The following is a 24,822-nucleotide window of genomic DNA, read 5'->3' as shown; positions in this document are numbered from 1 at the left end:
TGCCTCAAATGCCTAAGCAGAGATACTTGATCTCCAGATACTCATCGAGGCCGTACTTGGAGCCCTCGCGGCCCAGGCCGGAGGCTTTCATGCCGCCGAACGGCGCCACTTCGTTGGAGATCAGCCCGGTATTGATACCGACCATGCCGTATTCCAGCGCCTCGGCCACCCGGAAGGTACGGCCCAGATCGCGGGTGTAGAAGTAGCAGGCCAGGCCGAACTCGGTGTCGTTGGCCTGGCGCACCACGTCGGCTTCGTCAGTGAAGCGGAACAGCGGCGCCAGCGGGCCGAAGGTTTCCTCACGGGTGACACGCATGTCGTCGGTAACGCCGGTCAGCACGGTGGGCTCGAAGAAGTTGCCGCCCAGGGCATGCACCTTCCCGCCCTGCAGCACCTGCGCGCCTTTGCTCAGGGCATCGCTCAGGTGCGCCTGTACCTTGGCCACGGCATTGCCGTCGATCAGCGGGCCGGTGGTCACGCCTGCCTCGGAACCCTGGCCGACCTTGAGTTTGGCCACGGCAGCCGAAAGCTTCTCAGCAAAGGCGTCGTACACCGCATCGTGGACATAGATACGATTGGCGCAGACGCAAGTCTGCCCGGCGTTGCGGTACTTGGCGACCATTGCACCCTCCACCGCAGCATCCAGATCGGCATCCGCGAAGACGATGAAGGGCGCGTTGCCGCCCAGTTCCAGGGACAGTTTCTTCAGGGTCGGTGCGCATTGCTCCATGAGCTTGATGCCGACACCGGTGGAGCCGGTGAACGACAGCTTGCGCACGATGGGGTTGGCGCACAGTTCGGCACCCACCTCACGGGAACGCTCGGCGTCGGCCGGCAATACGCTGAACAGCCCGGCCGGGATGCCGGCACGCTCCGCCAGCACGGCCAGGGCCAGGGCGCTGAAAGGCGTTTGTGGCGCAGGCTTGAGCACCATGGCGCAACCGGCGGCCAGGGCCGGGCCAGCCTTGCGGGTAATCATCGCCGCCGGGAAATTCCAGGGCGTGATCGCCGCCGTCACGCCGACCGGCTCCTTGGTCACCAGCAGGCGCTTGTCGGCCTGATGGCCGGGAATGGTATCGCCATAGACGCGCTTGGCCTCCTCGGCGAACCATTCGATGAACGAGGCGGCGTAGAGCACTTCGCCCCGCGCTTCGGTCAGCGGCTTGCCCTGCTCGGCAGTCATGATCTGTGCCAGGTCTTCCTGGTTGGCGAGCATCAGCTCGTACCATTTGCGCAGCCGCGCGGCGCGCTCCTTGGCCGGCAGCGCGCGCCAGGCCGGCTGGGCAACACGGGCGGCTTCGATGGCTGCTCGAGTCTGGGCTGCGCCCAGGTTCGGCACCCAGCCCAGGGATTCGCCGCTGGCGGGGTTGAAGATTTCCGTGGTGGTGCCATCTTCAGCGTCGCACCACTGGCCGTCGATATACGCCTGATGACGCAGCAGTCGGGGATCGTTCAGTTGCATGGGATCACTCCTGTACGGTGGGAGTCGTGGCTCCCGACGGTAATGGTTTCAGTCCGGATTGGGGAATCTCGGCGGGCGGCAGATCCTTGCTGAAGGTCTGGTCGTTCTCGCCACGGAAGAAGCGGGTGCCGTAGATCAGCAGACACAGACCCAGCCCGATGGCGAAGGCCCAGCCGGCGCCCTTGATCGCCAGCACCGCGCCGATCACCCCGGCGATGCCCAGGTCACGCTGACTGCGCGCTTCCATGATGCCCAGGCGCACGCTGACGTAGCCCTGGATCAGCAGGGTCAGCGCCAGGGCCACACCGAGAATCGGCTGTACCAGGGTCACCACCGGCAACAGCAGTAGGCCGGTGTTGGTGCCCCAGCGGAACGAGCCGACGCCGCCGTAGATGGATTTCATCGCCTTGGCGCCGCCCTTGAAGCGCTCGGTGATCACCACCTGCATGGCCGACCACTGCGGCCCGCACATGGCCACGTCCGGGCCGAAGATGCTCATGAAGGCGTTACGCCCCCCAAAGATCAGGTGGGAGCGGTTAGGGTCGAAGTCGACTTTCTCGTCACGGCGAATGTCATCGGCTTCGGAGAGGATCGCCTTGGCGCCCAGCACATCGCCGAATACCACCAGATAGGCGGCCAGCGCGGTGGGGATGGCGGTGACGAACATCATCAGCGGCGGCATACCCAGGCCGAACACGGTGTACTCGTTCCACAGGGTGACGAAGTCGGGCTTGCTGATGCCCCACTCGATACTCGGCCACGGCGCCTCGCCGAAGATCGGCGCGACGATCACCGCCAGCAGGATGATCGGGAAAATGCCCAGCTTGGCGAAGTTCCACCAGAAGCGGTTGCGCTTCTTCAACTCCTGGAAATGGATGGAGAACACCAGGTAGAAGGCCACGCCGATGGCGATGGAGATGGTCCAGGGGAAGGCATCGAAACGCCCGCCTTCCTTGAATACCGTGACTACCGCGCTGAGTCCGGCGCCCATGATGATCCCGGCCTTGAGCGCCGAGGGCACCAGGGACACCACCTTTCGAGCCATCCCGGTCATGCCCAGGCCGATGGAAAATATCCCCAGCATCAACTGGAAGGTAATCAACGCATGCACCCGCTCCGGGCCCTCCGGGAACTGGCTGCAATAGGCCATGAGCATGGGGATGGCCGGAGTAATCCAGCCCGGCACCACCGGGTCGCCGAGCAGGTGGTGGATCAGGTACAGCAGGCCGTTGAGCATGACCACCGCCAGCGCCACCTCGAACGGCATGCCAAGGAATTCGGTCATCAACGGGATCGCCGCCAGATCCACCGCACACATGAGCAAGCCTTGCATGTAGTCGGAGATTTCGAAGCGGTAGTGGATGAAGGGCAGGCGCAGCTTGAACGGCCCCAGCGGGGTGTAGGGCGCTTCCGGGCCCTGCTCGTGCAGATCGGACATATGGGTTACCTAGTTTTATTAGAGTTGTAAACCAGTGCGCCCCAGAGGGGCGTTGCATCAGGGGTTGCGCATGCTCAATAAGCGGCGCGGTAGATCTTCTCGATATCCGCCGCGGTAAGCCGGCGCGGGTTGTTGCGCATCAGCCGGTCGATCTTGCTGGCCTCCTCGGCCATTGCCGGAATCGCCTCTTCCGGCACACCGAAACTGCGCATGCCCTTGGGAATGTCGACGCTGGCGCACAGTTCGGCCATGGCCTCGACGGCCAGGTCGGCGGCGGCCTTGTCGCTAAGCCCATGGGTCTGCACGCCCATGGCGGTGGCGATCTCGGCCATGCGCTCGACGCAGGCCAGCTTGTTCCAGGCCATCACATAGGGCAGCAGCAGCGCGTTGCTGACCCCATGGGCGATATTGAAACGCCCGCCCAGGGGATAGGCCAGGGCATGCACCGCACCGACGCCGGCGTTGCCGAACGCCATACCGGCCATCAGGCTGGCGGTGGCCATGTCTTCGCGAGCGACCAGGTCGGCCGGGTTGGCATAGGCCTTGGGCAAGGCCCTGGCGATCAGCTTGATGGCGCCGATGGAAAGGGCGTCGGTGATCGGCGAGGCATTCACCGACAGGTACGACTCCACCGCATGCACCAGGGCGTCGACGCCGCTGGCGGCGGTGACGCTGCGTGGGCAGGTCAGGGTCATCAACGGGCTGACCAGGGCCACGTCGGGCAGCAGGTAGTCGCTGACGATGCCTTTTTTCAGCTGCGCTTTCTTGTCCGAGAGAATGGACACATTGGTCACTTCCGACCCGGTGCCGGCAGTGGTCGGAATGGCGATCAGCGGTGGCCCCTTGCGCTTGACCTGATCGACGCCGAACAGCTCTTCCAGCGCGCCGTCATGGCCGACGTAGCCGGCGACCGCCTTGGCGATATCGATGGCGCTGCCGCCGCCGACGCCGATCAGACCGTCATGGCCGCCAGCCCGGTACACCTTGGCGCAGGCTTCGACGATGGCGATCTCCGGCTCCGGCTCGACGCCGTCGAAGATGCCATAGGCACGTTCGCCCAGTTGCTTGAGCACGTGATCGACGGTGCCGGACTTGATCAGGATGGCGTCGGTGACGATCAGCGGGTTTTCGATTTTCAGGCGGGGCAGTTCGACGGCCAGTTGCTCGACGGCACCTTGGCCGGTCAGCAGCTTATTGGCGATCTTGAATGCGGCAATACTCATCATCAGGCCCTTTTATGCATTGTTAGCTGGACGGGTTCGGGCCTGTCATAGCGATTCCTGTGCCAGTCTGACGAAACCCTTGCCGTAGACGGGTTGCGTCGATCTGCCACAGGCTATAGGGATACCGCAGCGATCAAAAAATGGATCAGATAGCCGTCATATGATCCATTTTCCAATCAGCCTTGTTCCCAGCGTTTCATCTTCTGCACCAGGGTCGCCTGGCTCAGGCCGAGCACCCGGGCCGCTTCGCGAGTGGTCTTGTGCTGCACCAACGCCTTGCGAATCAGCCGCCGCTCGAGTTGCTCGACCTGCTTGCGCAGCGGCAGCAGGCTGTCATCACCGGCTTCCCGCTCATTGCTGCGCATCTCCTCAGGCAGGTCGAAGAGTTCCACGGCAGCTCCGCTGCAGGTGACGACCAGGCGCTCGACCAGGTTGATCAGTTCGCGGATGTTGCCCGGCCAGGGGTAATCGGTCAGCGCATCCAGGGCCTCCAGCTCCCATTCCAATTCACGCCCGTAGCGCTGGTTGAATTCGGCCAGGTAGAAGTCGAGCAATGGCTGGATTTCCTCGGGCCGCTCGCGTAGCGCCGGAATATGGATCGGCACCACGTTCAACCGGTAGTAGAGGTCGGCACGAAAGCGCCCTTCGCCGACCATGGCGCGCAGATCATGGTGGGTGGCGGTGATGATGCGCACGTCCACTTCTTTCAGCTCCAGGCCACCGACCGCAATGAAGCGGCTTTCCTCGATCACTTTGAGCAGCTTCACCTGCAGCGCCAGCGGCAGGTCGCCGATCTCGTCGAGGAACACCGTGCCCTGGTGCGCCAGCTCGAGCAGGCCGCGCTTGCCCTTGCTGCCGGCGCCGGTGAAGGCGCCCGGCACATAGCCGAACAGCTCGGCCTCGATCAGGTTTTCCGGCAGGGCACCGCAGTTCAGCGCCAGGAAAGGTTGTGCGGCCCGGGCACTGGCCTTGTGGATGTACTGGGCGATCAGCGTTTTGCCGACACCGGTCTCGCCCTGCAGCAGCACCTTCACATCGCTGGCGGCGACCTGGCGGGCCTGGGCGAATACCCGCCCCGAGGCGGGGTAATCGGCCACCGGAGATGCATCGAACAGGTCATCACGCTGGCCGGCATGCAGGCGTGCGGTGCTGTTGCGTAACTGCTTGAGCTGCTGCAGCTCGTCGCGCTCGTGCTTCATGCGCAGCAACTCGGTCATGTCGCGCACGGTACTGACCACATAGCACACACTGCCATCGGCGGCGAAGATAGGTGTGCCGCTGACCAGCAGGCGCTTACCCTGGCTGACGCTCTGCATCAGCGACAACGCCCTGCCCTCCTTGAGCACGCGCAACGACACCGACTGGGAGATCACCCCCTGCTCGACCAGCGCCTGCATGTGCTGGCCGACCACATCCTCGCTACGCAGCCCGGTGAGCCGCTCGTAGGCGCTGTTGACCTTGAGGGTGATGCCATCGGCATCGGTGATGTAGACGCCGTCATGCAGCGCGTCGAGCAGTTCGCGAAAACTGGGATCGTCGAAATCCATGGGGCTTTCCGGGAAAGGTGCAGATAAAGCGCGACAGTCTACCGGGTCGTGCGGGCCCGGTGCCGTATGTACGCAAGCGGATCCGGGAAATTGCGACGACGGCCTGCGAGGGGGCCGACAGGGATGGCGGCCGGAACAAAGACCATCGTTGTTTCCACTCGCCCTCCGGGAGAGGGGCTGGGGGAGAGGGTGGCCAGGGTGATGAAGCATAAAAAAGCCGCCGCAACCGAGGGGTTTGCGGCGGCCGCGGCAAGGCCGCAAAACGCTTGGTCGTTGAGCGCTGACGCTCCGGGGTCAGCGGCGTGCCAGCCAGGCAGTGAAACGCTGTTCGAGGGCGTCGCCATACTCGGCCCAGAAGTCGACCCCAATGGCCAGCGCGTCACGCATGTTCGCCTCGGCCGTGGGCAAGCGTGCCGCTCGCTCCGCGGAAAGCGAGGTGGTCGCCTGGCGGCTCACCGGCCCGTAGGGAATCAGTTCGGCGAAGGTTCGTTGCGGCTCCGCCTGACTGGCGAAGTGGATGAAACGCTCGGCCTCCTGCACATTGATGCTGCCGCGGGGAATGGCCCAGAAATCGAAATCGTAGATACTGCCGAACCAGACCAGCCCCAGCTTGGCGCCCTGATCCTGGGCGGCGCCGATGCGACCGCTGTAGGCCGCGCTCATCACCACCCCGCCATCGGCCAGGCGCCGTACCGGCTCCTCGCCGGCCTGCCACCAGCGGATATGCGGCCGGAGCTCCTCGAGCTTGCGGAAAGCCCGCTCGACACCGGCCGCGGTCGCCAGCCGGGCGTAGACCTCCGAAGCGGGCACGCCGTCGGCCAGAAGCGCGAATTCCAGGTTGTACTTGGCGCCCTGGCGCAGGCCGCGCCCCCCCGGGAAACGCTGGACATCCCAGAAATCTGCCCAATTGCGCGGTGCCTGGGACAGGCGTTCGGTATCGTAGGCCAGCACCATGGACCAAATGAAGGTGCCGACGCCGCATGGGCGCAACGCGCCGGGAAGCAGCTCCCCGGCCTCATGTTGCAGCGACTCGGACAGCGGTCGGAACAGCCCCTCCTCGCAGCCCCGGGCCAGCTCGGGCGATTCCACTTCCATGACATCCCAGGTCACGTGCTGCATGGCCTGCATACGCCGCAGCTTGTCGAATTGGCCGTTATAGGAACCATTGACCACCAGAATGTCGGTGGCCTCCTTGAATGGACGGTAGAACGCCTGTCGCTGCGCTTCGCGCACGGAACCACCGAAGGAGACGACATTGATCTGGACGGCCAGTACCGGCTGCCCGACGAGGATGCAGGCCAAAGTACCCCAACGACATAGACTCCTTACGAACATAGTTCACTCCTTGCATGACAGACACACAGCCCAGAGCCTGTCACAGGCCCCGGGATTCCTTGCCCGTACTCAGCTGGGCTGCTGAGTGCGCAACTTCTCGCTACGCCCGCGCAGCCATTCCAGGGTCAGCAGAAACAGGATGGAGAAGCCGATCAGCAGGGTCGCCGCGGCGGCGATGGTCGGGCTGAGGTTTTCGCGGATACCGCTGAACATCTGCCGTGGCAGGGTGACCTGCTCGGGGCCGGCGAGGAACAGGGTCACCACCACTTCATCGAACGAGGTGGCGAAGGCGAACAGGGCACCGGATATCACCCCAGGCGCGATCAGCGGCAGGGTCACCCGGCGAAAGGCGGTGATCGGCGAGGCGCCGAGGCTGGCCGCGGCACGCACCAGGTTGTAGTTGAAGCCCTGCAGCGTGGCCGACACGGTGATGATCACGAAGGGCACGCCCAGCACCGCGTGCACCACGATCAGCGACAGGTAGCCGTTAGCCAGACCGAGCGGCGCGAAGAACAGGTAGCTGGCCACGCCGACGATCACCACCGGCACCACCATCGGCGAGATCAGCAGGCTCATCACCAGCGCCTTGCCGCGAAACTCGGAGCGGGTCAGGCCGATGGCCGCCAGGGTACCCAGCACCATGGCCAGCACGGTCGCCGCCGGGGCGATGATCATGCTGTTCTTCAGCGCACGCATCCAGCCGGCGGAACCGAAGAAATCCTCATACCAGCGTAGCGAGAAGCCCTGCATCGGGTAGATCAGGAAGGTGCCAGAGTTGAACGACAGCGGCACGATCACCAGGATCGGCAGCACCAGGAACAGCAGCACCAGACCGCAGAGCAGACGCAGGCCGTAGTACCAGGCGCGCTCGATGGGGGACATGTAGGGACTGAGCATAGCGTCTTACTCCAGTGTTCTTTTGGCTTGAAGCTCCCCTCTCCGGTTTATCGGAGAGGGGCTTGGGAGCGGTGCGAATGGAACCGTCCTCTCCCGCCCTTCGGGCACCCTCTCCCAGCGGAGAGGGCGGTTGGCCTGCTACGCAGACCGTTTATCCAAGACGCAGGCGGCCTGCACCCACCAGCCAGCTGTACACCACGTAGAGCAGCAGCGTGGCGACCAGCAGCAGCCCGCCCAAAGCGGTGGCCATGCCCCAGTTGATGGTGGTGTTGGTGTAGAAGGCCACGAAGTAGCTGACCATCTGATCGCTCGGGCTGCCGAGCAGCGCCGGGGTGATGTAGTAGCCGATGGACAGGATGAACACCAGCAGGCATCCCGCGCCGACGCCGGCCAGGGTCTGCGGGAAGTACACCCGCCAGAAGCTGGCGAACGGGTGGCAGCCCAGGGAGATCGCGGCCCGCATATAGCTCGGCGAGATGCCCTTCATCACGCTGTAGATCGGCAGGATCATGAACGGCAGCATGATGTGCACCATGGAGATGTACACACCGGCTCGGTTGAACACCAACTCCAGAGGCTGATCGATGAATCCGAGCTTGATCAGCGCGGAGTTGATCAGACCGCCCGACTGCAGCAGCACGATCCAGGCCGCGACCCGTACCAGAATCGACGTCCAGAACGGCAGCAGCACCATGATCATCAGCAGGTTGCCCTGCCGGGTCGGCAGGTTGGCCAGCAGGTATGCCAGCGGATAGGCCAGCGCCAGGCAGATGGCGGTGATCACCGCGCTCATCCAGAAAGTACGGGCGAAGATGTCCAGGTAGATGGCCTGATCCGGCGTGGTCTTGACCACGGCGCCGGTGTCGTCGACGCGATGATCCAGCGCCGCCAGCAGGTAGTAAGGCGTCCAGGCGCTGGTGTTGCGGCGGATCACCTGCCAGTAGGCCGGGTCGCCCCAGCGCTCGTCGAAGGATTCCAGCGCATCCTTGTAGGATGCCGGTTCGGTCTCGAACGGCAGGGCACGCCCCGTCTTGGCCAGCAAGCTGCGGTAGCCGGCCAGTTCCATGTTCAGGCGTTTGGACAGATCGCCCAGCTTCTGCTGTTCACGGGCCTCGGCCAGATCCAGCGCCAGCGCCTGGTATACCGGCTCGGCAGGCAGGCCACGGCCATCCCACGCTTCGATGGCGGTGACGGTTCTCGGCATCGAACCGATCACGTCCGGGTTATCCACACTGCGATTGAGCAGCGCCACGATCGGCACCAGAAAGGTGAAGACGAGAAACAGCACCAGCGGCAGGATCAATGCCTGGGATTTGAGGCGATTCATCCGCTCGGCGCGCGCCAGACGCTGCTTGAGCGTGGGGCCGGCGACCTCGGCAAGGGGCACTGCTAGGGCCATGGGGCTAACTCCGGTGAAACGAATAAGGAATTCGGGGTAGAGCCGGAGCGCCTGCACGCAGGCGCTCCTCACAACGATGCTCGTATAACGACGACCTGCTCAGGCTTTACTTCGCGGCCCAGGAGTTGAAGCGCTGCTCCAGCACTTCGCCGAAGTCGGCCCAGAAGGTCACGTCCATGGCCACCTGGTTGGCGATGTTCTCCGGCGCGGTCGGCAGGTCGGCGGCGACCTTGGCGTCCAGCAGATCGACGGCTTTCGGGTTCACCGGCCCGTAGGCGATGTTCTCCGAATAAGTCTTCTGGTTTTCAGCCTGCAGGGTATAGGCGATGAACTTCAGCGCTTCGTCCTTGTTCTTCGCGCCTTTCGGGATGGCCCAGGCGTCGAAGTCGTAGATACCACCGTCCCAGACCACTTTCAGGCTGCTGCCTTCCTTCTGGGTAGCGGCGATGCGGCCGTTGTAGGCCGAGCTCATGACCACGTCGCCGGAGGCCAGGTACTGCGGCGGCTGGGCGCCGGCTTCCCACCACTGGATGTGCGGCTTGAGTTCGTCGAGCTTCTTGAAGGCACGCTCCTGACCATCCTTGCTGGCCAGCACCTTGTACACGTCCTTGGGCGCAACGCCGTCGGCCATCAGAGCGAACTCCAGGGTGTACTTGGCGCCCTTGCGCAGGCCACGCTTGCCGGGAAATTTCTTCACGTCCCAGAAATCCGCCCAGTTGGTCGGCGCCGTGCTCAGCTTGTCGGCGTTGTAGGCCATGACCGTCGACCAGACGAAGAAGCCGACGCCGCAGAAGGTCGCCGCGCCGGGCACCAGGGCGTCCTTGTCGCCGATCACCGAATAGTCGATCTCTTCGAACAGATCCTCATCGCAGCCGCGGGCCAGTTCCGGTGACTCGACCTCGACCAGATCCCAGGACACGCTGTTGGTGTCGACCATGGCTTTGACCTTGGCCATTTCACCGTTGTATTCGCCGGCAATGATCTTGCCGTTGCCCGCCGCTTCCCACGGCTGGTAGTAGGCCTTGACCTGGGCGTCCTTGTTGGCGCCACCGAAGTTGATCACGGTGAGGTTCGCCGCCTGAACCTGTGCGGCACAGATCAGCCCCAGGGTCAGTGCGGAAAGAGAGAGAATCTTCGACATTTCTTGGCTTGCTCCGAGTGCAGTGGTAAAGCGAGAAACGCCAGTCAATCCGCCGACAGCGGATCGAGGGCGCGGACATGCTCGACTTGCCAGCCGAGCGGGATCACATCGCCGACGGCCAGAGCGGGATCGAGCTCGGCAATCGGCTGCTTGACGAAGAAATCGGTCTTGCCGCAGACCTCGAGGCGCACACGCACGTGATCGCCGAGGTAGATGAACTCCGAGACGCGCCCGGAGAAGCGGTTGTCGCAGGTCTGCGCCGCGGCATTCAGGCGAATGCGCTCGGGGCGGATCGACAGACTCACGGCGTCGCCAGGCTGACCGACGTTGACGGCCAACGCCTGCACCTTCTCGCCACGGCTCAGTTGCACGGTGCAGTTGTCACCAGTGCGCTCGACCAGTTCGCCGGCGAAGCGGTTGTTCTCGCCGATGAACTGGGCGACGAAGGTGTTGCATGGCGACTCGTAGAGTTCGCGCGGCGATGCGATCTGCTGGATCTCGCCCTGGTGGAACACCGCCACCCGGTCGGACATGGTCAGCGCTTCGCTCTGGTCGTGGGTCACGTAGACCACGGTCACGCCGAGGCGCTGATGGATATGCTTGATCTCCATCTGCATGTGCTCGCGCAGCTGCTTGTCCAGCGCCCCCAGGGGTTCGTCCATCAGCACCAGTTGCGGCTCGAATACCAGGGCACGAGCCAGGGCCACACGCTGCTGCTGGCCGCCGGACAGCTGCGCCGGGTAACGGCCGGCAAAAGCGTCCAACTGCACCATGGACAATGAGCGTTTGACCTTCTCGCCGACGTCGGCCTTGCTCATGCCACGCACGCTCAAGGGGAACGCCAGGTTCTCGGCCACGGTCATGTGCGGAAACAGTGCGTAGTTCTGGAACACCATGCCGATGTCGCGCTTGTGCGGCGGCACGTTGTTCAGGCGCCTGCCGCCCAGGGTGATCTCGCCGGCCGTAGGGGTCTCGAAACCGGCCAGCATCATCAGGCTGGTGGTCTTGCCAGAGCCGGATGGCCCAAGCAGGGTCAGAAACTCGCCTTTGCGAATGTCCAGGTTGAGGTCTTTGACGATCAGGTTCTCGCCGTCGTAGCTCTTTTGCACGCCACGAAAACTGACCAGGATGTCGCTCGAAGAAGTGTCGCCCATCACCGCACCTGCCTGTTGTTCTACCGTGGCTCAAGACTAGAACCGACGCTAGAACCTGAAAATCGGGCGTGATGACACTTTGATATAAGGCAGACGGAAAGACAGCTGTAGGGCGATTCCTACAACGATGTCGCAAATGGATAAGCCTACGAACGGCAGGCTTGATTCAGTGAGACAGCATGCCCAGGAAGCGTGTCGTGAATAGACAAGTCCCTCTGTCAGACCAGTTTGTGCTCGACCGCATAGCGCACCAGATCGGCGACCGAATGCAGGTTGAGCTTCTGCATCAGGCGTGCCTTGTGGGTGCTGATGGTCTTGCTACTGAGCGCCAGGTGGGCGGCGATCTCGTTCACGCCCTCGCCCTGCACCAGGCGCTCGAACACCGAGAATTCACGCTCGGAAAGCCGCGCATGGGGCGGCCGCGAATCGGTCAGGCCAACTTCGAAAACCATGCGATCGGCCAGATCCGGATCGATATAACGCCCACCACCGGCGACCTTGCGAATCGCCGTGAGCAGCAAGGCCGGGTCGCTGTCCTTGGTGGCATAACCGGCTGCGCCGATCTTCAGCGCGCGGGCGGCCATCTGCGCTTCGTCGTGCATCGACAGCACCAGGATCGCCGGCGGTTGCGCCAACGCGAGAATCCGTGGAATCGCTTCCAGGCCGTTGACGCCAGGCATGGAGATGTCCAGCAGCACCACCTCACAGGGCGTGTGCCGCAAGGTTTCCAGCAACTGTTCGCCGTTGCTCGCCTCGCCGACCACTTGCAGGTCGCGGGCCATGCCGATCAGTTGCTTGATGCCCTCACGGACGATGGTGTGGTCTTCCGCCACCAGTACTCGGATCACGTGCTCACCTCAGTTCAATAACCGGACACACACTCGCTCAGCGGCACCCTCACCCGCAACAGGGTACCCTCGCCCGGCCGGCTGTCGAGGGTCAATTGTCCGCCGAGCATCAGCACCCGCTCGCGCATGCCCACCAGACCGAAGGAATCGGCGCGTACGGCAGCAGGGTGGAAGCCGCGGCCGTCGTCGCTGATAGACAGGTGCAGGCTGTCGCTCAGCAACTCCAGGCGCACCGTCACCGTATGCGCCTCGGCATGGCGCATGACGTTGGTCAGCGACTCCTGGAGGATGCGAAACAAGCCGGTCGCCTTGGCATCGCTCAGTGGTGGCAGGTATTCGGGCACCTCGACCAGGCAGGGAATCTGCGTGCGCGCTTCAAAACGCCGCGCCTGCCATTCGATGGCCGAGGCGATACCGGCATCCAGGATCGGTGGGCGTAACGCCGTGGCTACATCGCGCACCAGCTGGAAAAGTTGGGCAATCAGCTTCTTCATGTTATCCAGGCGGCCACGCAGGCCTGGGTCGAGATCGGCGAACCCCAGCTCGCACATCGAGGTTTCCAGCTTGAGCACGGTGAGCACCTGGCCCAGTTCGTCATGCACTTCGCGGGCGATGCGGGCCTTTTCCTCTTCGCGCACGCTCTCGAGGTGCGCCGACAGATCGCGCAGGCGCACCTGGGATTCAGCCAGCGCCAGCTCGTTGCGCTTGTTCTCGCTGATGTCCCAGACCACGCCATCCCAGATCAGCCGACCATCGGCCATACGCCTGGCCATGGCCTTGATGTCGACCCAACGCGACTCGCCGGTATGGGTGAGCATGCGCCCCTGCCAGTGCCAATCGCTATCGCTGTCGAACGCCCGATCCTGAACACGATGGTAATCGGCCTTGTCGTCCGGGTGCACCAGGCTGCGCAGGCCATGATCGGGCGCCAGCAGAGTCGCCGCCCGATACCCGACCAGGCTTTCGCTGCCCTCACCAATGAAGGCGAAAAGCGCCGGATCGCCTGGCCGTGCGCGCTCCAGGCGAAACACCACGCCAGGCACGTTGGAGGCGATGCCCTGCAGCCGCGCCTCGCTCTCCTGCAGCGCGGCCAGGGCGCGGCGGCGCTCGGTGACATCGGTGATGAACACCACCAGGTATTCGGTATCGCGGTACCGCAGAAAGCTCAGCGATACGTCCACCGGCAAACGGCTGCCATCGGCACGCAGGCATTCGGTCTCGAAACTGGGTGGCCGCTCGTCTCCCTTGCGGGCCAGGCGCCACAGATCGAGCCAGCGATCCATGCTCAGGCTCGGCTCGAAATCACTCAATGGCCGGTCGACCACGCCACCGCTGCGGCAGCCGAGCATCACCTCGGCGGCATGGTTGGCGTAACGTACATGGCTGTCCCAATTGACCCAGAGGATGCCCACCGTGCTGTTGTCGATGGAAAACTGCGACAGCCGTAACGCATCGCGAGCGACTTCGCGCAGCTCGATCTCGTGGCGGGCGGCGAGCAGGCGAAACTCCAGGGTGTCGCGCTGACGCCGCATCCACAGCGCCAACAGCAGTGCGAACACCAGCAACAGGCCGAGCAGCAGGCTGATCCCGCGCCAGAAGCTCGACGATGTATCCTGCTGCAGATAACTCGGCGGCAGCCAGCGACTGTGCAGATCGTCCAGCTCCCGGGCGGACACGCTGCGCAGCGCGACATCGACGATGGCAGACAGCTCAGGCCAGTCACGGCGCGTGGCGACCCGCAGCAGTTGTGGGAAGCCGATATCGCCGACGATTGTCAGGCCGATAAACTCCGGCTCGCGAGACAGGCGCCCGAGCTGTGCTTCGTCGAGCACCGCATAACTGGCCTGTTGGTTGAGCACCCGTTGCAGGGCCTGGCGTGGTGAGCTGGCGATATCCAGCTTGAGCTTCGGGTAACTGCTGCGCAGGTAATCGAGTACCGCATCCGACACTTTCAAGGCAATCGGCGAGCGCTCGTCGAGTTGCTCCAGATCGACCGCCCCGCCGCTGTCACCTTCGCCGATAAGCAGGTGCGACACGCGCAGGAAAGGATCGGAAAACACCCAGCGACGCAGCCCCGCAGGTGTCTGGCCAAGGCCGGGCGCGAGGTCGATCTGATCACTGCGCAACGCCTGCTCCAACTCATCCATTGTCTGGAAGGTTCGCCAGCGCAGCTGGACGCCCATCAACGCAGCCAGCGTATTCATCATCTCGACATTGGCGCCGCTGAGGCGATGCAAGCGCCGATCAAGCTGAGCATAGGGCGCCTGCAACACAACCCCGGCACGCAATACGGGATGCGCGGCAAGCCATTGCTGCTGGGTGCTGTCGAACACCTGGGCAGGCGCCGACGGCAACTCATCCGCCCACGACGCAGTCGGCAGAGTCAGCATCAGGAGAAACAGCCAGCGGTGGATCATGCTCGGTACCAGAAACGGAGGGAGACTACGCAGAGCGAATGCCTGCCACAAAGCCGCATTAAGCTACACCAGGATCTGACAAATCCACGATAAGTTGGGGTCTGTTGCCGGCATCCCGCCTAGCGGGTCGCCGCCCGGCCTGGCGAGATTCTCGCGGCAACGCGGCTTGCGCTGAAACGGCAACAGACCCTAGGCTCTAGCCGCTATCCAACATCCGGGCCATACGATGATGCGCTTTCGACACTCGCCACGCTACCTGCTGTGCCTGACGCTGCTGACGGGCGCGATGGCCGTGCAAGGCGATCAGAGTTCACCCGCCGAAGCCGGCGAGCAAAGCGACTCTGCGCCAGAGCCGCGTGCGCCATTGGCCGAACGCAGTGACCTGGAAGCCCTGGCGCTCGAACGTCAACTGGCAGCCAATGAACAACAGCGGCTCGATGCAGCCGGCACGCCTTTTCTCGCCCTTTGGCTGCCAGCCAACGATCCAGCCCCCAAAGGTGCGGTAATCCTGCTACCGGGCGATAACGAAAGCGCCGATGCACCGCGGATCATCGGACCGCTGCGGCACAAGCTGCCGGATGTCGGCTGGCACAGCCTGAGCGTAAGCCTGCCGGATTCCCAGGGCGCCAACCTCCCCGTGCGCATTGCCGAGCCTCCGCTTGCCAACGGCGATATACCTGCCGAGAAACCTGAAGAGCCCGCCACAGTTGAACCGGTGCCTGCCGAAGAACCCACGCAAAGCGTAGAAGATGCACGCGCTGCTCACGTCGAGCGCGTGTTTGCACGTATCGACGCCAGCCTCGCCTTCGCCGAGCAGCAACAGGCCAAAACCATCGTACTGCTGGGCCATGGCAGCGGTGCCTACTGGGCTGCCCGCTACATCGCCGAGCGCACGCCTGCCAACCTCGACAACCTGCTGCTGGTAAACACCCGTCAGCCGGAAGGCTCCGAGCCCCCGATCAACGACCTGCTGGTGCAGATCAAGGCCAATGTGGGCGACTTCTATTACCGGGACAGCCCTAGCGCACGCCGGGCCGCACAATTGCGCAAACAGATCAGCCAGCGGCAGCCGCAGCCCACCTTCGTACAGGTCGGCCTGGACGCTCTGCCGGGCAATTCTGGCGTGGCCGAGGAACAGTTGTTCAGACGCTTGCGCGGTTGGCTGGATAAACAGGCGAGCGCCGGCCAGTAGGCTTCCCACATGGCGCCCTGCCGCCATGTGCTGCTGAAGGATGAAGAGAAGTCAGCTACGAACCCGGATCACCCGATTCAACTCAACGAAAACCTCGCTGCTGGCGAATCAGCGCGTAGGCGTTGTGCAGTTCACGGGTCGTCTCGGTGGCTTCGCGCACCTTTTCGGGTGCCGCGCCGCTGCCGGCCATCTTGTCCGGGTGATGACGACTGAGCAGACGCCGGTAGGCCTTCTTGATCTGCTCCGCGTCGCTGTCGGCATTCACGCCAAGCAGACGCAGTGCCTGCTGATAGCTACCAGGGGCAGCCGTCGGCGGGCCGCGACGTGGCGAGCAGGCCGCACTCAACGCTTCCTGGGCATCGGCTGAAACCCCCAGCCATTTACCCCACAGCAGAATCAGTTCGCGCTCGGCCTGCCCCACCCGGCCATCGGCCCAGGCCATGCGCCAGCATGCACGCAGCAGGGCATCCGCATCGGCGCGACGGCGCTGTAGAGAGCCGCGCAGATTATCCTGCCCCGTCTTGCCCCGAGAAAAAGCTTCGATGGCTGCCGACTTGGCTGCCTCGCCAACAACGAGACGCTGCATCTCGGCACGGGCCTGGCGGATATGGGCCTGTTGCACCACGCCGTCGCTTTTCGCCAGGCGACCGAGCATGACGAATAGCAGCTCATCATCGCGCACAGTCGTCTTGCCACGCAGGTGCTCACCCAGTGCCGTCCAGCCACGTAAACCGAGACGCCGGTCGAGCACCTGACCAAGCAGCCCACCCAGCAGCAGGCCTGGGATACTCGCCAGCGCAAAGCCGGCCAGAGCGCCAACCAGGGTCAGGGGCCAATACATCTCAGCGCTCGTCCATCAGCAGGCGTTCGACTTCGGCCAGCCGTTCATGGGTACCGACATCGACCCAGCGCCCGGAGTAACGCTCGCCGCTCACGTTCCCCCCCGCCATGGCGTTGCGCAGCAGCGGCGCAAGCTTGAAGGCGCCCGACTGGCAATCAGCGAACAGCGACGCGCCCAGCACGGCGATACCGCTGTAGGTCAGGCTGTCGCGCTCTGCCACGGCATCCTCGACCTGCCCGCCATGCAGCAGAAAGTCGCCTTTCGGGTGATGTGGCGGGTTGTCCACCAGCACCAGATGAGCCTGTCCGGCCAAAGGGCGGCGCAGATTGGCGAAATCGTAATCTGTGAAAATATCGCCATTGACCACCACGAATGGCTCACCACCCAGCAACGGCAGGGCCTTGAAGATTCCGCCGCCGGTTTCCAGAGGCTCGCCCTCGGGTGAGTAGCGAATGCTCACGCCATAACGCTCGCCATCACCGAGATAATCCTCGATCTGCTGGCCGAGCCAGGCGTGATTGACCACCAGTTCGGTAAACCCTGCACGAGCCAGAGCCCGCACGTGGTATTCGATCAGCGGCACACCGGCTGCGTGCACCAGGGGTTTGGGCGTATGCAGCGTCAGCGGCCGCAACCGCTCGCCCTTGCCTGCGGCGAGGATCATGGCCTTCATCGCCGAGCCTGCGCGGCGCGCTTGAGGTCAGCGATCAGCTCGCCGAGCTCCGCCAGTTCCGGTCGCCTGCCGAGTACGGCATCTATATAGGCGAAGAAACGCGGCACATCGGCCAGGTAGCGGGGCTTGCCGTCACGGTGGCAAATGCGCGCGAAGATACCGATCACCTTGAGGTGGCGCTGCACGCCCATCAGGTCGCTGGCGCGCAAAAAGTCCTGCACATCCTCCTGCACCGGTATGCCAGCCGCACGGGCCTGCTGCCAATAATCTTCGAGCCAGGTCTGCACGCGCGCTTCCGGCCAACTGAGGAAGGCATCCTTGAACAGGCTGGTGATGTCATAGGTGACGGGGCCGTAGACCGCGTCCTGGAAATCCAGCACGCCGGGGTTGGGCTCGCTGATCATCAGGTTGCGCGGCATGTAGTCGCGGTGCACCAGTACCTTGGGTTGCGCCAGGGCACTGTCGATCAGCAGCGCGCAGATGCGCTCCCAGGCTGCCTGCTGCATGGCATCGAAGGTGATGCCCAACTCCCGGGCAACATACCAGTCCGGAAACAATTGCAGCTCGCGACGCAGCAGGGCGTCGTCGTAGTGCGGCAACGGCGTGCCCATCGGCAGTCTTTGATAGGCCAGCAACGCGTCGATGGCGGGGCTGAACAGGCTGTCGGCATTGTCGCTGTCGATCACATCCAGGTAGGTCTCGCGACCAAGATCGCTGAGCAGCAGAAAACCTTGCTCGAGATCCGCTGCATAAATGTGCGGCACGTTGAGTTCAGCGCGCGCCAGCACATTCGCCACCTCGACGAATGGTCGGCAATTCTCCTGGGGCGGGGGCGCATCCATCACGATCAGGCTACGGCCAGCGGCCTGCCAGCGGAAATATCGGCGGAAGCTGGCATCGCTGCTCGCCGGCTGTAATGAGGCTTGTGGCACCTCGCCCCACTGCTTAGAGGCGAATAATTCCTGCAACTGGGGCGCAAGCCACTGTTGCAGATACTGCAGACGTACATCTTGATCAGGCATTACAAGGGTCTCCGACGGCGCTAGCCGTTGCGCGGGTCATGCTTTATTATCCAGCATCTTTTTCAGCCCATCGAGAGGCGTGCGGCCCCTGGGCCAAAAGCGCACAGGAAGCCCGGAAAACAAGATGGCAGTAAAATACCCCGCTTTTCGCAAGAAATTCCCGCTTCTGGTAACGGGCGGCCTGCTGGCCCTGCAACCCTTCGCCAGTCCATTCGCCACTGCTGCCGAACAGTTCGATTGCCAGGCGTCGCCTACCGGCGGCTGGGCCTGTGCGCCAAAAACCAGCACTGCCAATCTGCCCATTCGCCCAACGCACAGTAGCAATGCGCTGAGCACCGGCACGGCTGCCGCGGCGACAGGTAAGCCTGAGACCAAGGCCGCACCAACGCAAGTCACCGAAAGTGGTGGCCGAGCGCTGGCATCGCGCAGTGCCGATTACAGCCACCTCGACTGGGTACCGCGCGAGCAGTTGACCAGCGCGCAGCTGGCCGAGATCGGCCCATCCTGCTCCGGCTCTTACATCGAGCCGAGCCGCCCGGGCATGAACGACACCACGCCGATGAGCGAAGCGCCGATGTTCGTTTCGGCCCGCGCCTCGCGTTACCAGCAGGAAGAGCAGGTCGCCACCCTCGCTGGCGATGTGGTCGTGCGTCAGGCCGGTATGCAGGTAGAAGCCGATGAGGCCAACCTGCATCAGGCGGAAAACCGCGGTGAGCTGACTGGCAATGTACGCCTGCGCGACAAGGGGGCTCTGGTCGTCGGCGATCGCGCCGAACTGCAACTGGACAACGGCGAAGCACGCATCGAAAACGCCGAGTACGTGATGCACGCCGCCCACGTACGCGGTAGCGCGGCTTACGCCAAGCGTGAAGAAACCGCGATCATCCGCCTCAAGGATGGCACCTACACCAGTTGCGAACCCGGCAGCAACGCCTGGCATCTGACGGGTAACAACATCACTCTGAATCCGGCCACCGGCTTCGGTACCGCGACCAACGTCACGCTGCGGGTCAAGGATTTTCCGGTGTTCTACACACCGTATATCTACTTCCCGATCGATGACCGTCGCCAGTCCGGCTTCCTGCCGCCCAGTTTCGGCAGCTCCAGCGACAACGGCCTGACCATTCAGACGCCCTACTACTTCAACCTGGCGCCGAACTTCGACGCCACCCTGTATCCGACCTACATGGCCGATCGCGGGTTGCTGCTCGAAGGCGAATTCCGCTACCTGACCCGCAACAGCGAAGGCCAGATCGGTGCTGCTTATCTCGATGACAGCAATGACGACCGCAAACTGCAGTCGGACTACAAGGATCAACGCTGGATGTACAGCTGGCAGCACAGGCAGGGCCTGAACAAACGCCTGCTGGCCGAAGTCGATTACACCGATATCAGCGACCCGTACTATTTCCAGGATCTGAGCACCGACCTGGGTATCGATACCACCCGCTACGTCAACCAGCGCGGCACCCTGACCTGGCGCGGCGATAGCTACACCGCGCGGCTCAATGCACATGCCTACGAGCTGGCCACCATTACCGATCTGACCCCTTATAACCGTCTGCCGCAGATCACGCTCGATGGCAAGCTGCCCTTCCAGCCAGGTGGTTTGAACTTTACCTATGGCACGGAGTTGGTGCGCTTCGATCGTGATCTGCGCAGCGGCAACTTCATCAATGAAGATGGTGTATCCGAAGGGCTTTGGTATGACGCTCGACTCAGGGGTTTAGCTCGCGCCAACGGCACTCGCATGCACGTTGAGCCGGCGGTTAGCCTGCCGCTGGACTGGAGCTGGGGCTTCTTCAAGCCACAGGTCAAGTACATGCAGACCAACTATGATCTGGATCTCGACCAACAAGGCAAAAATACCCTGTTCGCCGAGCAACAATACAGCAGCAGCCAGAACCGCGGTGTCGGTCTGTTCAGTGTCGACAGCGGCCTGTATTTCGACCGCGATACCACCCTATTCGGCCGTGAAGCTCGTCAAACCTTGGAACCGCGTCTGTTCTACCTTTATGTCCCTGAGGAAGATCAAACAGATATCCCGATATTTGACACTGGTGAGAGCGCTTTCAGTTATGCCTCGTTGTGGCGCGAGAACCGTTTTTCTGGCAAAGATCGTATTGGTGACGAGAACAAGTTATCACTGGGTGTAACCAGCCGATGGATTGAGGCGAATGGTTTCGAACGTCAGCGCTTCAGCATCGGCCAGGCCTTCTATTTTGAAGATCGCAAAGTAACCATGCCTGATTCGTATCGAGGCCTGCCAAATACTCAGCGCCTGCGAGACCGCTCTGATTACACCTCCAGCGTTTCGCCCTACGCACTGGAATACATGTATCGCTACAACCAGGACTGGCGCTTCACCTCGGACTTCAACTGGGATCCGGACAGCCACCGTACCCGCTCGGGCAGCGCCATGTTCCATTACCAGCCCGCCGACAATCCACGCAAGATCGTCAACGCCGGCTATCGCTACCGTAATGACACAATGCGCTTCGACCAGAGTACTGGCACGTGGACCTATGGTGGTGACTACGGTACGCCAGGTACCGACAGCTACATCAAGGACTACTACAAGATCAGCCAGCATGACTTCTCCGTCATCTGGCCGCTCGGTCCGCAGTGGAGTGTCATCTCCCGCTGGCAGTACGACTACGGCCGCAACCGTACCCTGGAAGCCTTCGGTGGCTTCGAGTACGACAGCTGCTGCTGGAAGCTGCGGGTCATCAACCGTTACTGGATCGACTACGACGAAGTCAGCCTCAACCCTTCTCGTAACGACGAGCCGGATAACGGCATCTTCCTGCAAATCGTCCTCAAAGGCCTGGGTGGCGTGACTGGCAACAACGTTGAGACATTCCTCGACCAAGGCATTCAAGGTTATCGTGAACGTGAAGATCAAGCTTTCTGAGTGCGTGCGCCCACTGCTGTTGGGCGCGCTGTTTCTGGGTACCGCGGCACACGCCGATGTACAACCCCTCAACCGCGTGGTGGCGATCGTCGATAACGACGTGATCATGCAGACTCAACTCGACGCCCGTGTCCGCGAGGTTCAACAGACCATCGCCAAGCGCGGTGCCGAGGTACCACCGGCCGATGTGCTGGCCCAGCAGGTGCTGGATCGCCTGATCATCGAGAATATCCAGTTGCAGATGGGCGAGCGCTCCGGCATTCGCATCAGCGACGAGGAGCTCAACCAGGCCATCACCACCATTGCCCAGCGCAACGGCATGAGCATCGAGCAGTTCCGTGCCGCACTGGCCCAGGACGGCTTGTCGTTCAATGAGGCCCGCGATCAGGTCGCCCGCGAGATGGTCATCAGCCGTGTGCGCCAGCGCCGTGTGGCCGAGCGCATTCAGGTAACGGATCAGGAAGTGAAAAACTTCCTGGCCTCCGACCTGGGCAAGATGCAGCTGTCTGAAGAGTTCCATCTGGCCAACATCGTTATCCCGGTGCAGGAAGACGCTTCCTCCGACGACCTGCAGGCTGCCGAGCAGCGTGCTCAGGAGATTTACCAGCAAGCGCGTCAGGGTGCTGACTTCGGCCAGTTGGCCATCGCCCACTCGGCCAGTGAAACCGCGCTGGACGGCGGTGACATGGGCTGGCGTAAAGCGGCGCAGCTACCCCCTCCGTTTGACAACATGATCGGGGCCCTGAACGTAGGCGACGTGACCGAGCCGATCCGCACACCCGGTGGTTTCATTCTGCTCAAGGTGCTGGAGAAGCGCGGTGGCGAAACGGCCGTGCGTGACGAAGTCAACGTGCGTCACATCCTGATCAAGCCCAGCGAGATCCGCAGCGAGGCCGAAGCCCAGGTTCTGGCCGAGCGCCTCTATCAGCGCATCCAGTCCGGGGAAGACTTCGCCGAACTGGCGAAAAACTTCTCCGAAGACCCGGGTTCGGCCCTCAATGGCGGTAGCCTCAGCTGGATCGACCCCAACGCTCTGGTGCCGGAATTCCGCGAAGTGATGAACAACACCGCCAGCGGTGAAGTCTCCAAGCCGTTCAAGAGCCAGTTCGGCTGGCACGTACTGCAGGTCATGGGCCGTCGCGCCACTGACAGCAGTGAACAGATGCGCGAGCAACAGGCATTGAATCTGCTGCGCAACCGCAAGTATGAGGAAGAGCTGCAGACCTGGTTGCGCCAGATCCGCGATGAAGCCTATGTAGAGACCAAGCTGTAAGTTCAGGTTGGTACTGCACGACCAAGCCCGGCCCAGCGCCGGGCTTTTTCATTTCTGTCTGCGCTAGAATCGCCAGCGCCCTGTTGTCGAGAGTCGATCATGCCCAACTGCCTGCGTTTCGCCCTCACCCCCGGAGAACCCGCCGGCATTGGCCCGGATCTGTGTCTGCTGCTCGCTCGCGAGCGCCAGGCGCATGCACTGATCTGCATCGCCAGCGCGTCGTTAATGCAAGCGCGCGCAGTGCAACTGGGCCTGGATATCAGGCTGATCGAAACCGGCCCCGATGACTGGCCACTGCAACCAGCCCCTGCCGGCAGCCTGTATGTATGGGATACCCCGCTGGGTCAGCCTGTACAAACCGGCCACCTGGACAAAGCCAACGCCGCTTATGTCCTGCAGACCCTGAGCCGTGCCGGCCAGGGTTGCCTGAAGGGTGACTTCGCAGGGCTGATCACCGCCCCGGTGCACAAGGGTGTGATCAATGAGGCCGGCATCGCCTTTTCCGGCCATACCGAGTTTCTCGCCGACCTGACCAACACCGAACAGGTTGTGATGATGCTGGCGACCCGCGGCCTGCGCGTTGCCCTGGTGACGACACACCTGCCGCTCAAGGATGTGGCAAGCGCGATCACCGATGAGCGCCTGCAGCGCGTAACGCGCATTCTGCATGCCGACCTGCGCGACAAGTTCGGCATCGCCGATCCACGCATCCTGGTCTGCGGCCTGAACCCCCATGCGGGCGAAGGCGGTCACCTGGGGCGCGAAGAAATCGACGTCATCGAGCCGGTGCTGCAGCAACTGCGTGCAGAGGGTCTGAACCTGATCGGCCCGCTGCCCGCCGACACGCTGTTCACCCCCAAGCATCTGGATCACTGCGACGCAGTCCTGGCGATGTATCACGACCAGGGACTGCCGGTACTCAAATACAAGGGTTTCGGCGCCGCGGTGAACGTGACCCTGGGCTTGCCGATCATCCGTACATCGGTCGATCACGGCACCGCCCTGGATCTGGCCGGCACAGGACGCATCGATTGTGGCAGCCTGCAGGTCGCACTGGAAACGGCCTACGAAATGGCCCAGGGCAGCCGCAAGCTGCAAGCGACAAGCCACAAGTAGAAGCGCTGCAGCGGCGCAAGCACGTTCCCTGCTAAACTGCGCGTTTTCGCCTTACCGCTTTGTGCTGTTGCTTATGGCTTGCAGCTTGAAGCTTGGAGCTGCTCTTCGATGTCCGAGCCCTACCAACACCGTGCGCGCAAACGTTTCGGTCAGAACTTCCTGCACGATGCCGGGGTCATTCACCGCATCCTGCGCGCCATCCATGCCCGCGATAGCGAACACCTGCTGGAAATCGGCCCAGGCCAGGGCGCACTGACCGAGGGGCTGCTGAACAGCGGTGCACTACTCGACGTGATCGAACTGGATCTCGATCTGATCCCCATCCTGGAGGCGAAATTCGCTAGCGAGCCACGCTTTCGCCTGAACCAGGGCGATGCCCTGAAGTTCGATTTCGCCCGCCTGCAAGCCGAGCCGAACAGCCTGCGCGTAGTCGGCAATCTGCCCTACAACATCTCGACTCCGCTGATTTTCCACCTGCTGGATAACGCTCACCTGATCCGCGACATGCACTTCATGCTGCAGAAGGAAGTGGTCGAACGCCTGGCTGCCGGCCCTGGTGGCGGTGACTGGGGGCGACTGTCGATCATGGTGCAGTACCATTGTGACGTGGAGCACCTGTTCAATGTCGGCCCCGGCGCCTTCAATCCACCACCCAAGGTGGATTCGGCCATCGTGCGCCTGACACCACACAAGCAATTGCCCCACCCGGCCAAGGATCACCATCTCCTCGAGCGTGTGGTGCGCGAAGCCTTCAATCAGCGCCGCAAGACCCTGCGCAATACGCTCAAGGCCCTGCTTCCGGCCAGCGCCATCGAAGCGGCTGGCGTCGACGGCAGCTTGCGCCCGGAACAGCTGGATCTGGCCGCTTTCGTGCGCCTGGCCGACCAGTTGGCGGAACAACCCGCTCCCTCGCTCACCTGACTTACCGAG

General features: G+C 63.0%; 19 protein-coding genes. 5 read left to right on the top strand and 14 right to left on the bottom strand.

Features of this window, described 5'->3' with window-relative positions; all coding sequences use genetic code 11:
- Positions 1 to 4: 4 nt before the first annotated feature.
- The 11 genes from gabD to DNK10_RS10495 all read right to left on the bottom strand — a co-directional run bounded on the left by gabD (position 5) and on the right by DNK10_RS10495 (position 14,861).
- A complete protein-coding gene (gabD, locus tag DNK10_RS10545) occupies positions 5 to 1,462 on the bottom strand; it encodes an NADP-dependent succinate-semialdehyde dehydrogenase (protein ID WP_131191510.1) in 1,458 nt (485 codons plus the stop codon).
- Between the two features lie 4 nt (positions 1,463 to 1,466).
- Positions 1,467 to 2,900 (bottom strand): hypothetical protein, encoded by a 1,434-nt coding sequence (locus tag DNK10_RS10540; protein ID WP_131191509.1) that lies wholly within the window; start codon positions 2,898 to 2,900, stop codon positions 1,467 to 1,469.
- Positions 2,901 to 2,974: 74 nt separating this feature from the next.
- Entirely contained in the window at positions 2,975 to 4,123 is a 1,149-nt protein-coding gene (locus DNK10_RS10535; RefSeq protein ID WP_131191508.1) for an iron-containing alcohol dehydrogenase, read from the bottom strand.
- Between the two features lie 176 nt (positions 4,124 to 4,299).
- On the bottom strand, positions 4,300 to 5,670 hold the full coding sequence (locus DNK10_RS10530; RefSeq protein WP_131191507.1) for a sigma-54 interaction domain-containing protein: 1,371 nt from the start codon (positions 5,668 to 5,670) through the stop codon (positions 4,300 to 4,302).
- 294 nt (positions 5,671 to 5,964) lie between these two features.
- Complete coding sequence (locus tag DNK10_RS10525) at positions 5,965 to 7,005, bottom strand: ABC transporter substrate-binding protein (RefSeq protein WP_131191506.1); 1,041 nt, start codon at positions 7,003 to 7,005, stop codon at positions 5,965 to 5,967.
- 69 nt (positions 7,006 to 7,074) lie between these two features.
- On the bottom strand, positions 7,075 to 7,902 hold the full coding sequence (locus DNK10_RS10520; RefSeq protein ID WP_131181012.1) for an ABC transporter permease: 828 nt from the start codon (positions 7,900 to 7,902) through the stop codon (positions 7,075 to 7,077).
- Positions 7,903 to 8,053: 151 nt separating this feature from the next.
- Positions 8,054 to 9,301, bottom strand: a complete 1,248-nt coding sequence (locus DNK10_RS10515; protein WP_131181011.1) for an ABC transporter permease — start codon at positions 9,299 to 9,301, stop codon at positions 8,054 to 8,056.
- A 106-nt stretch (positions 9,302 to 9,407) separates the two neighbouring features.
- Complete coding sequence (locus tag DNK10_RS10510; protein ID WP_131181010.1) at positions 9,408 to 10,442, bottom strand: ABC transporter substrate-binding protein; 1,035 nt, start codon at positions 10,440 to 10,442, stop codon at positions 9,408 to 9,410.
- A 44-nt stretch (positions 10,443 to 10,486) separates the two neighbouring features.
- The gene (locus DNK10_RS10505) at positions 10,487 to 11,596 is read right to left on the bottom strand and encodes an ABC transporter ATP-binding protein (RefSeq protein ID WP_131191505.1); all 1,110 of its coding nucleotides are present in this window, start codon (positions 11,594 to 11,596) and stop codon (positions 10,487 to 10,489) included.
- A 218-nt stretch (positions 11,597 to 11,814) separates the two neighbouring features.
- Positions 11,815 to 12,444 (bottom strand): response regulator, encoded by a 630-nt coding sequence (locus DNK10_RS10500; protein WP_131191504.1) that lies wholly within the window; start codon positions 12,442 to 12,444, stop codon positions 11,815 to 11,817.
- Between the two features lie 14 nt (positions 12,445 to 12,458).
- Positions 12,459 to 14,861, bottom strand: a complete 2,403-nt coding sequence (locus DNK10_RS10495) for a PAS domain-containing sensor histidine kinase (protein WP_131191503.1) — start codon at positions 14,859 to 14,861, stop codon at positions 12,459 to 12,461.
- 226 nt (positions 14,862 to 15,087) lie between these two features.
- Here DNK10_RS10495 and DNK10_RS10490 point away from each other — a divergent pair, with 226 nt between their 5' ends.
- Positions 15,088 to 16,053 carry an alpha/beta hydrolase family protein gene (locus DNK10_RS10490; protein ID WP_131191502.1) on the top strand — a complete coding sequence of 322 codons (966 nt, stop codon included), beginning with the start codon at positions 15,088 to 15,090 and terminating at the stop codon, positions 16,051 to 16,053.
- Positions 16,054 to 16,135: 82 nt separating this feature from the next.
- Here the strand turns inward: DNK10_RS10490 and DNK10_RS10485 are convergent, their stop codons facing one another.
- From DNK10_RS10485 to DNK10_RS10475, 3 genes are read right to left on the bottom strand one after another with little or no spacing between them, the layout of a single operon-like run.
- Positions 16,136 to 16,894: a DnaJ domain-containing protein gene (locus DNK10_RS10485; protein WP_131191501.1), complete on the bottom strand. Its 759-nt coding sequence runs from the start codon at positions 16,892 to 16,894 to the stop codon at positions 16,136 to 16,138.
- A gap of 1 nt (position 16,895) precedes the next feature.
- Complete coding sequence (gene murU, locus DNK10_RS10480) at positions 16,896 to 17,567, bottom strand: N-acetylmuramate alpha-1-phosphate uridylyltransferase MurU (protein ID WP_131191500.1); 672 nt, start codon at positions 17,565 to 17,567, stop codon at positions 16,896 to 16,898.
- On the bottom strand, positions 17,564 to 18,589 hold the full coding sequence (locus DNK10_RS10475; RefSeq protein WP_131191499.1) for an aminoglycoside phosphotransferase family protein: 1,026 nt from the start codon (positions 18,587 to 18,589) through the stop codon (positions 17,564 to 17,566). The genes murU and DNK10_RS10475 overlap by 4 nt, the downstream gene beginning before the upstream one ends.
- Positions 18,590 to 18,713: 124 nt before the next feature.
- Here DNK10_RS10475 and DNK10_RS10470 point away from each other — a divergent pair, with 124 nt between their 5' ends.
- The 4 genes from DNK10_RS10470 (at position 18,714) to rsmA (ending at position 24,813) form a co-directional block, all read left to right on the top strand.
- Positions 18,714 to 21,503, top strand: a complete 2,790-nt coding sequence (locus tag DNK10_RS10470) for an LPS-assembly protein LptD (RefSeq protein WP_131191498.1) — start codon at positions 18,714 to 18,716, stop codon at positions 21,501 to 21,503.
- Positions 21,478 to 22,776, top strand: coding sequence for a peptidylprolyl isomerase (locus DNK10_RS10465; protein WP_131181057.1), 1,299 nt, complete (start codon positions 21,478 to 21,480; stop codon positions 22,774 to 22,776). The genes DNK10_RS10470 and DNK10_RS10465 overlap by 26 nt, the downstream gene beginning before the upstream one ends.
- A 99-nt stretch (positions 22,777 to 22,875) precedes the next feature.
- A complete protein-coding gene (gene pdxA, locus DNK10_RS10460; RefSeq protein WP_131191497.1) occupies positions 22,876 to 23,892 on the top strand; it encodes a 4-hydroxythreonine-4-phosphate dehydrogenase PdxA in 1,017 nt (338 codons plus the stop codon).
- A 108-nt stretch (positions 23,893 to 24,000) separates the two neighbouring features.
- Complete coding sequence (gene rsmA, locus DNK10_RS10455; protein WP_131191496.1) at positions 24,001 to 24,813, top strand: 16S rRNA (adenine(1518)-N(6)/adenine(1519)-N(6))-dimethyltransferase RsmA; 813 nt, start codon at positions 24,001 to 24,003, stop codon at positions 24,811 to 24,813.
- Positions 24,814 to 24,822: the final 9 nt, after the last annotated feature.

Source organism: Phytopseudomonas daroniae, from assembly GCF_004327275.1.
In the GTDB taxonomy this organism is placed as follows: Bacteria; Pseudomonadota; Gammaproteobacteria; order Pseudomonadales; family Pseudomonadaceae; genus Aquipseudomonas; species Aquipseudomonas daroniae.
This window is presented reverse-complemented; position numbering and strand designations above follow the sequence as displayed.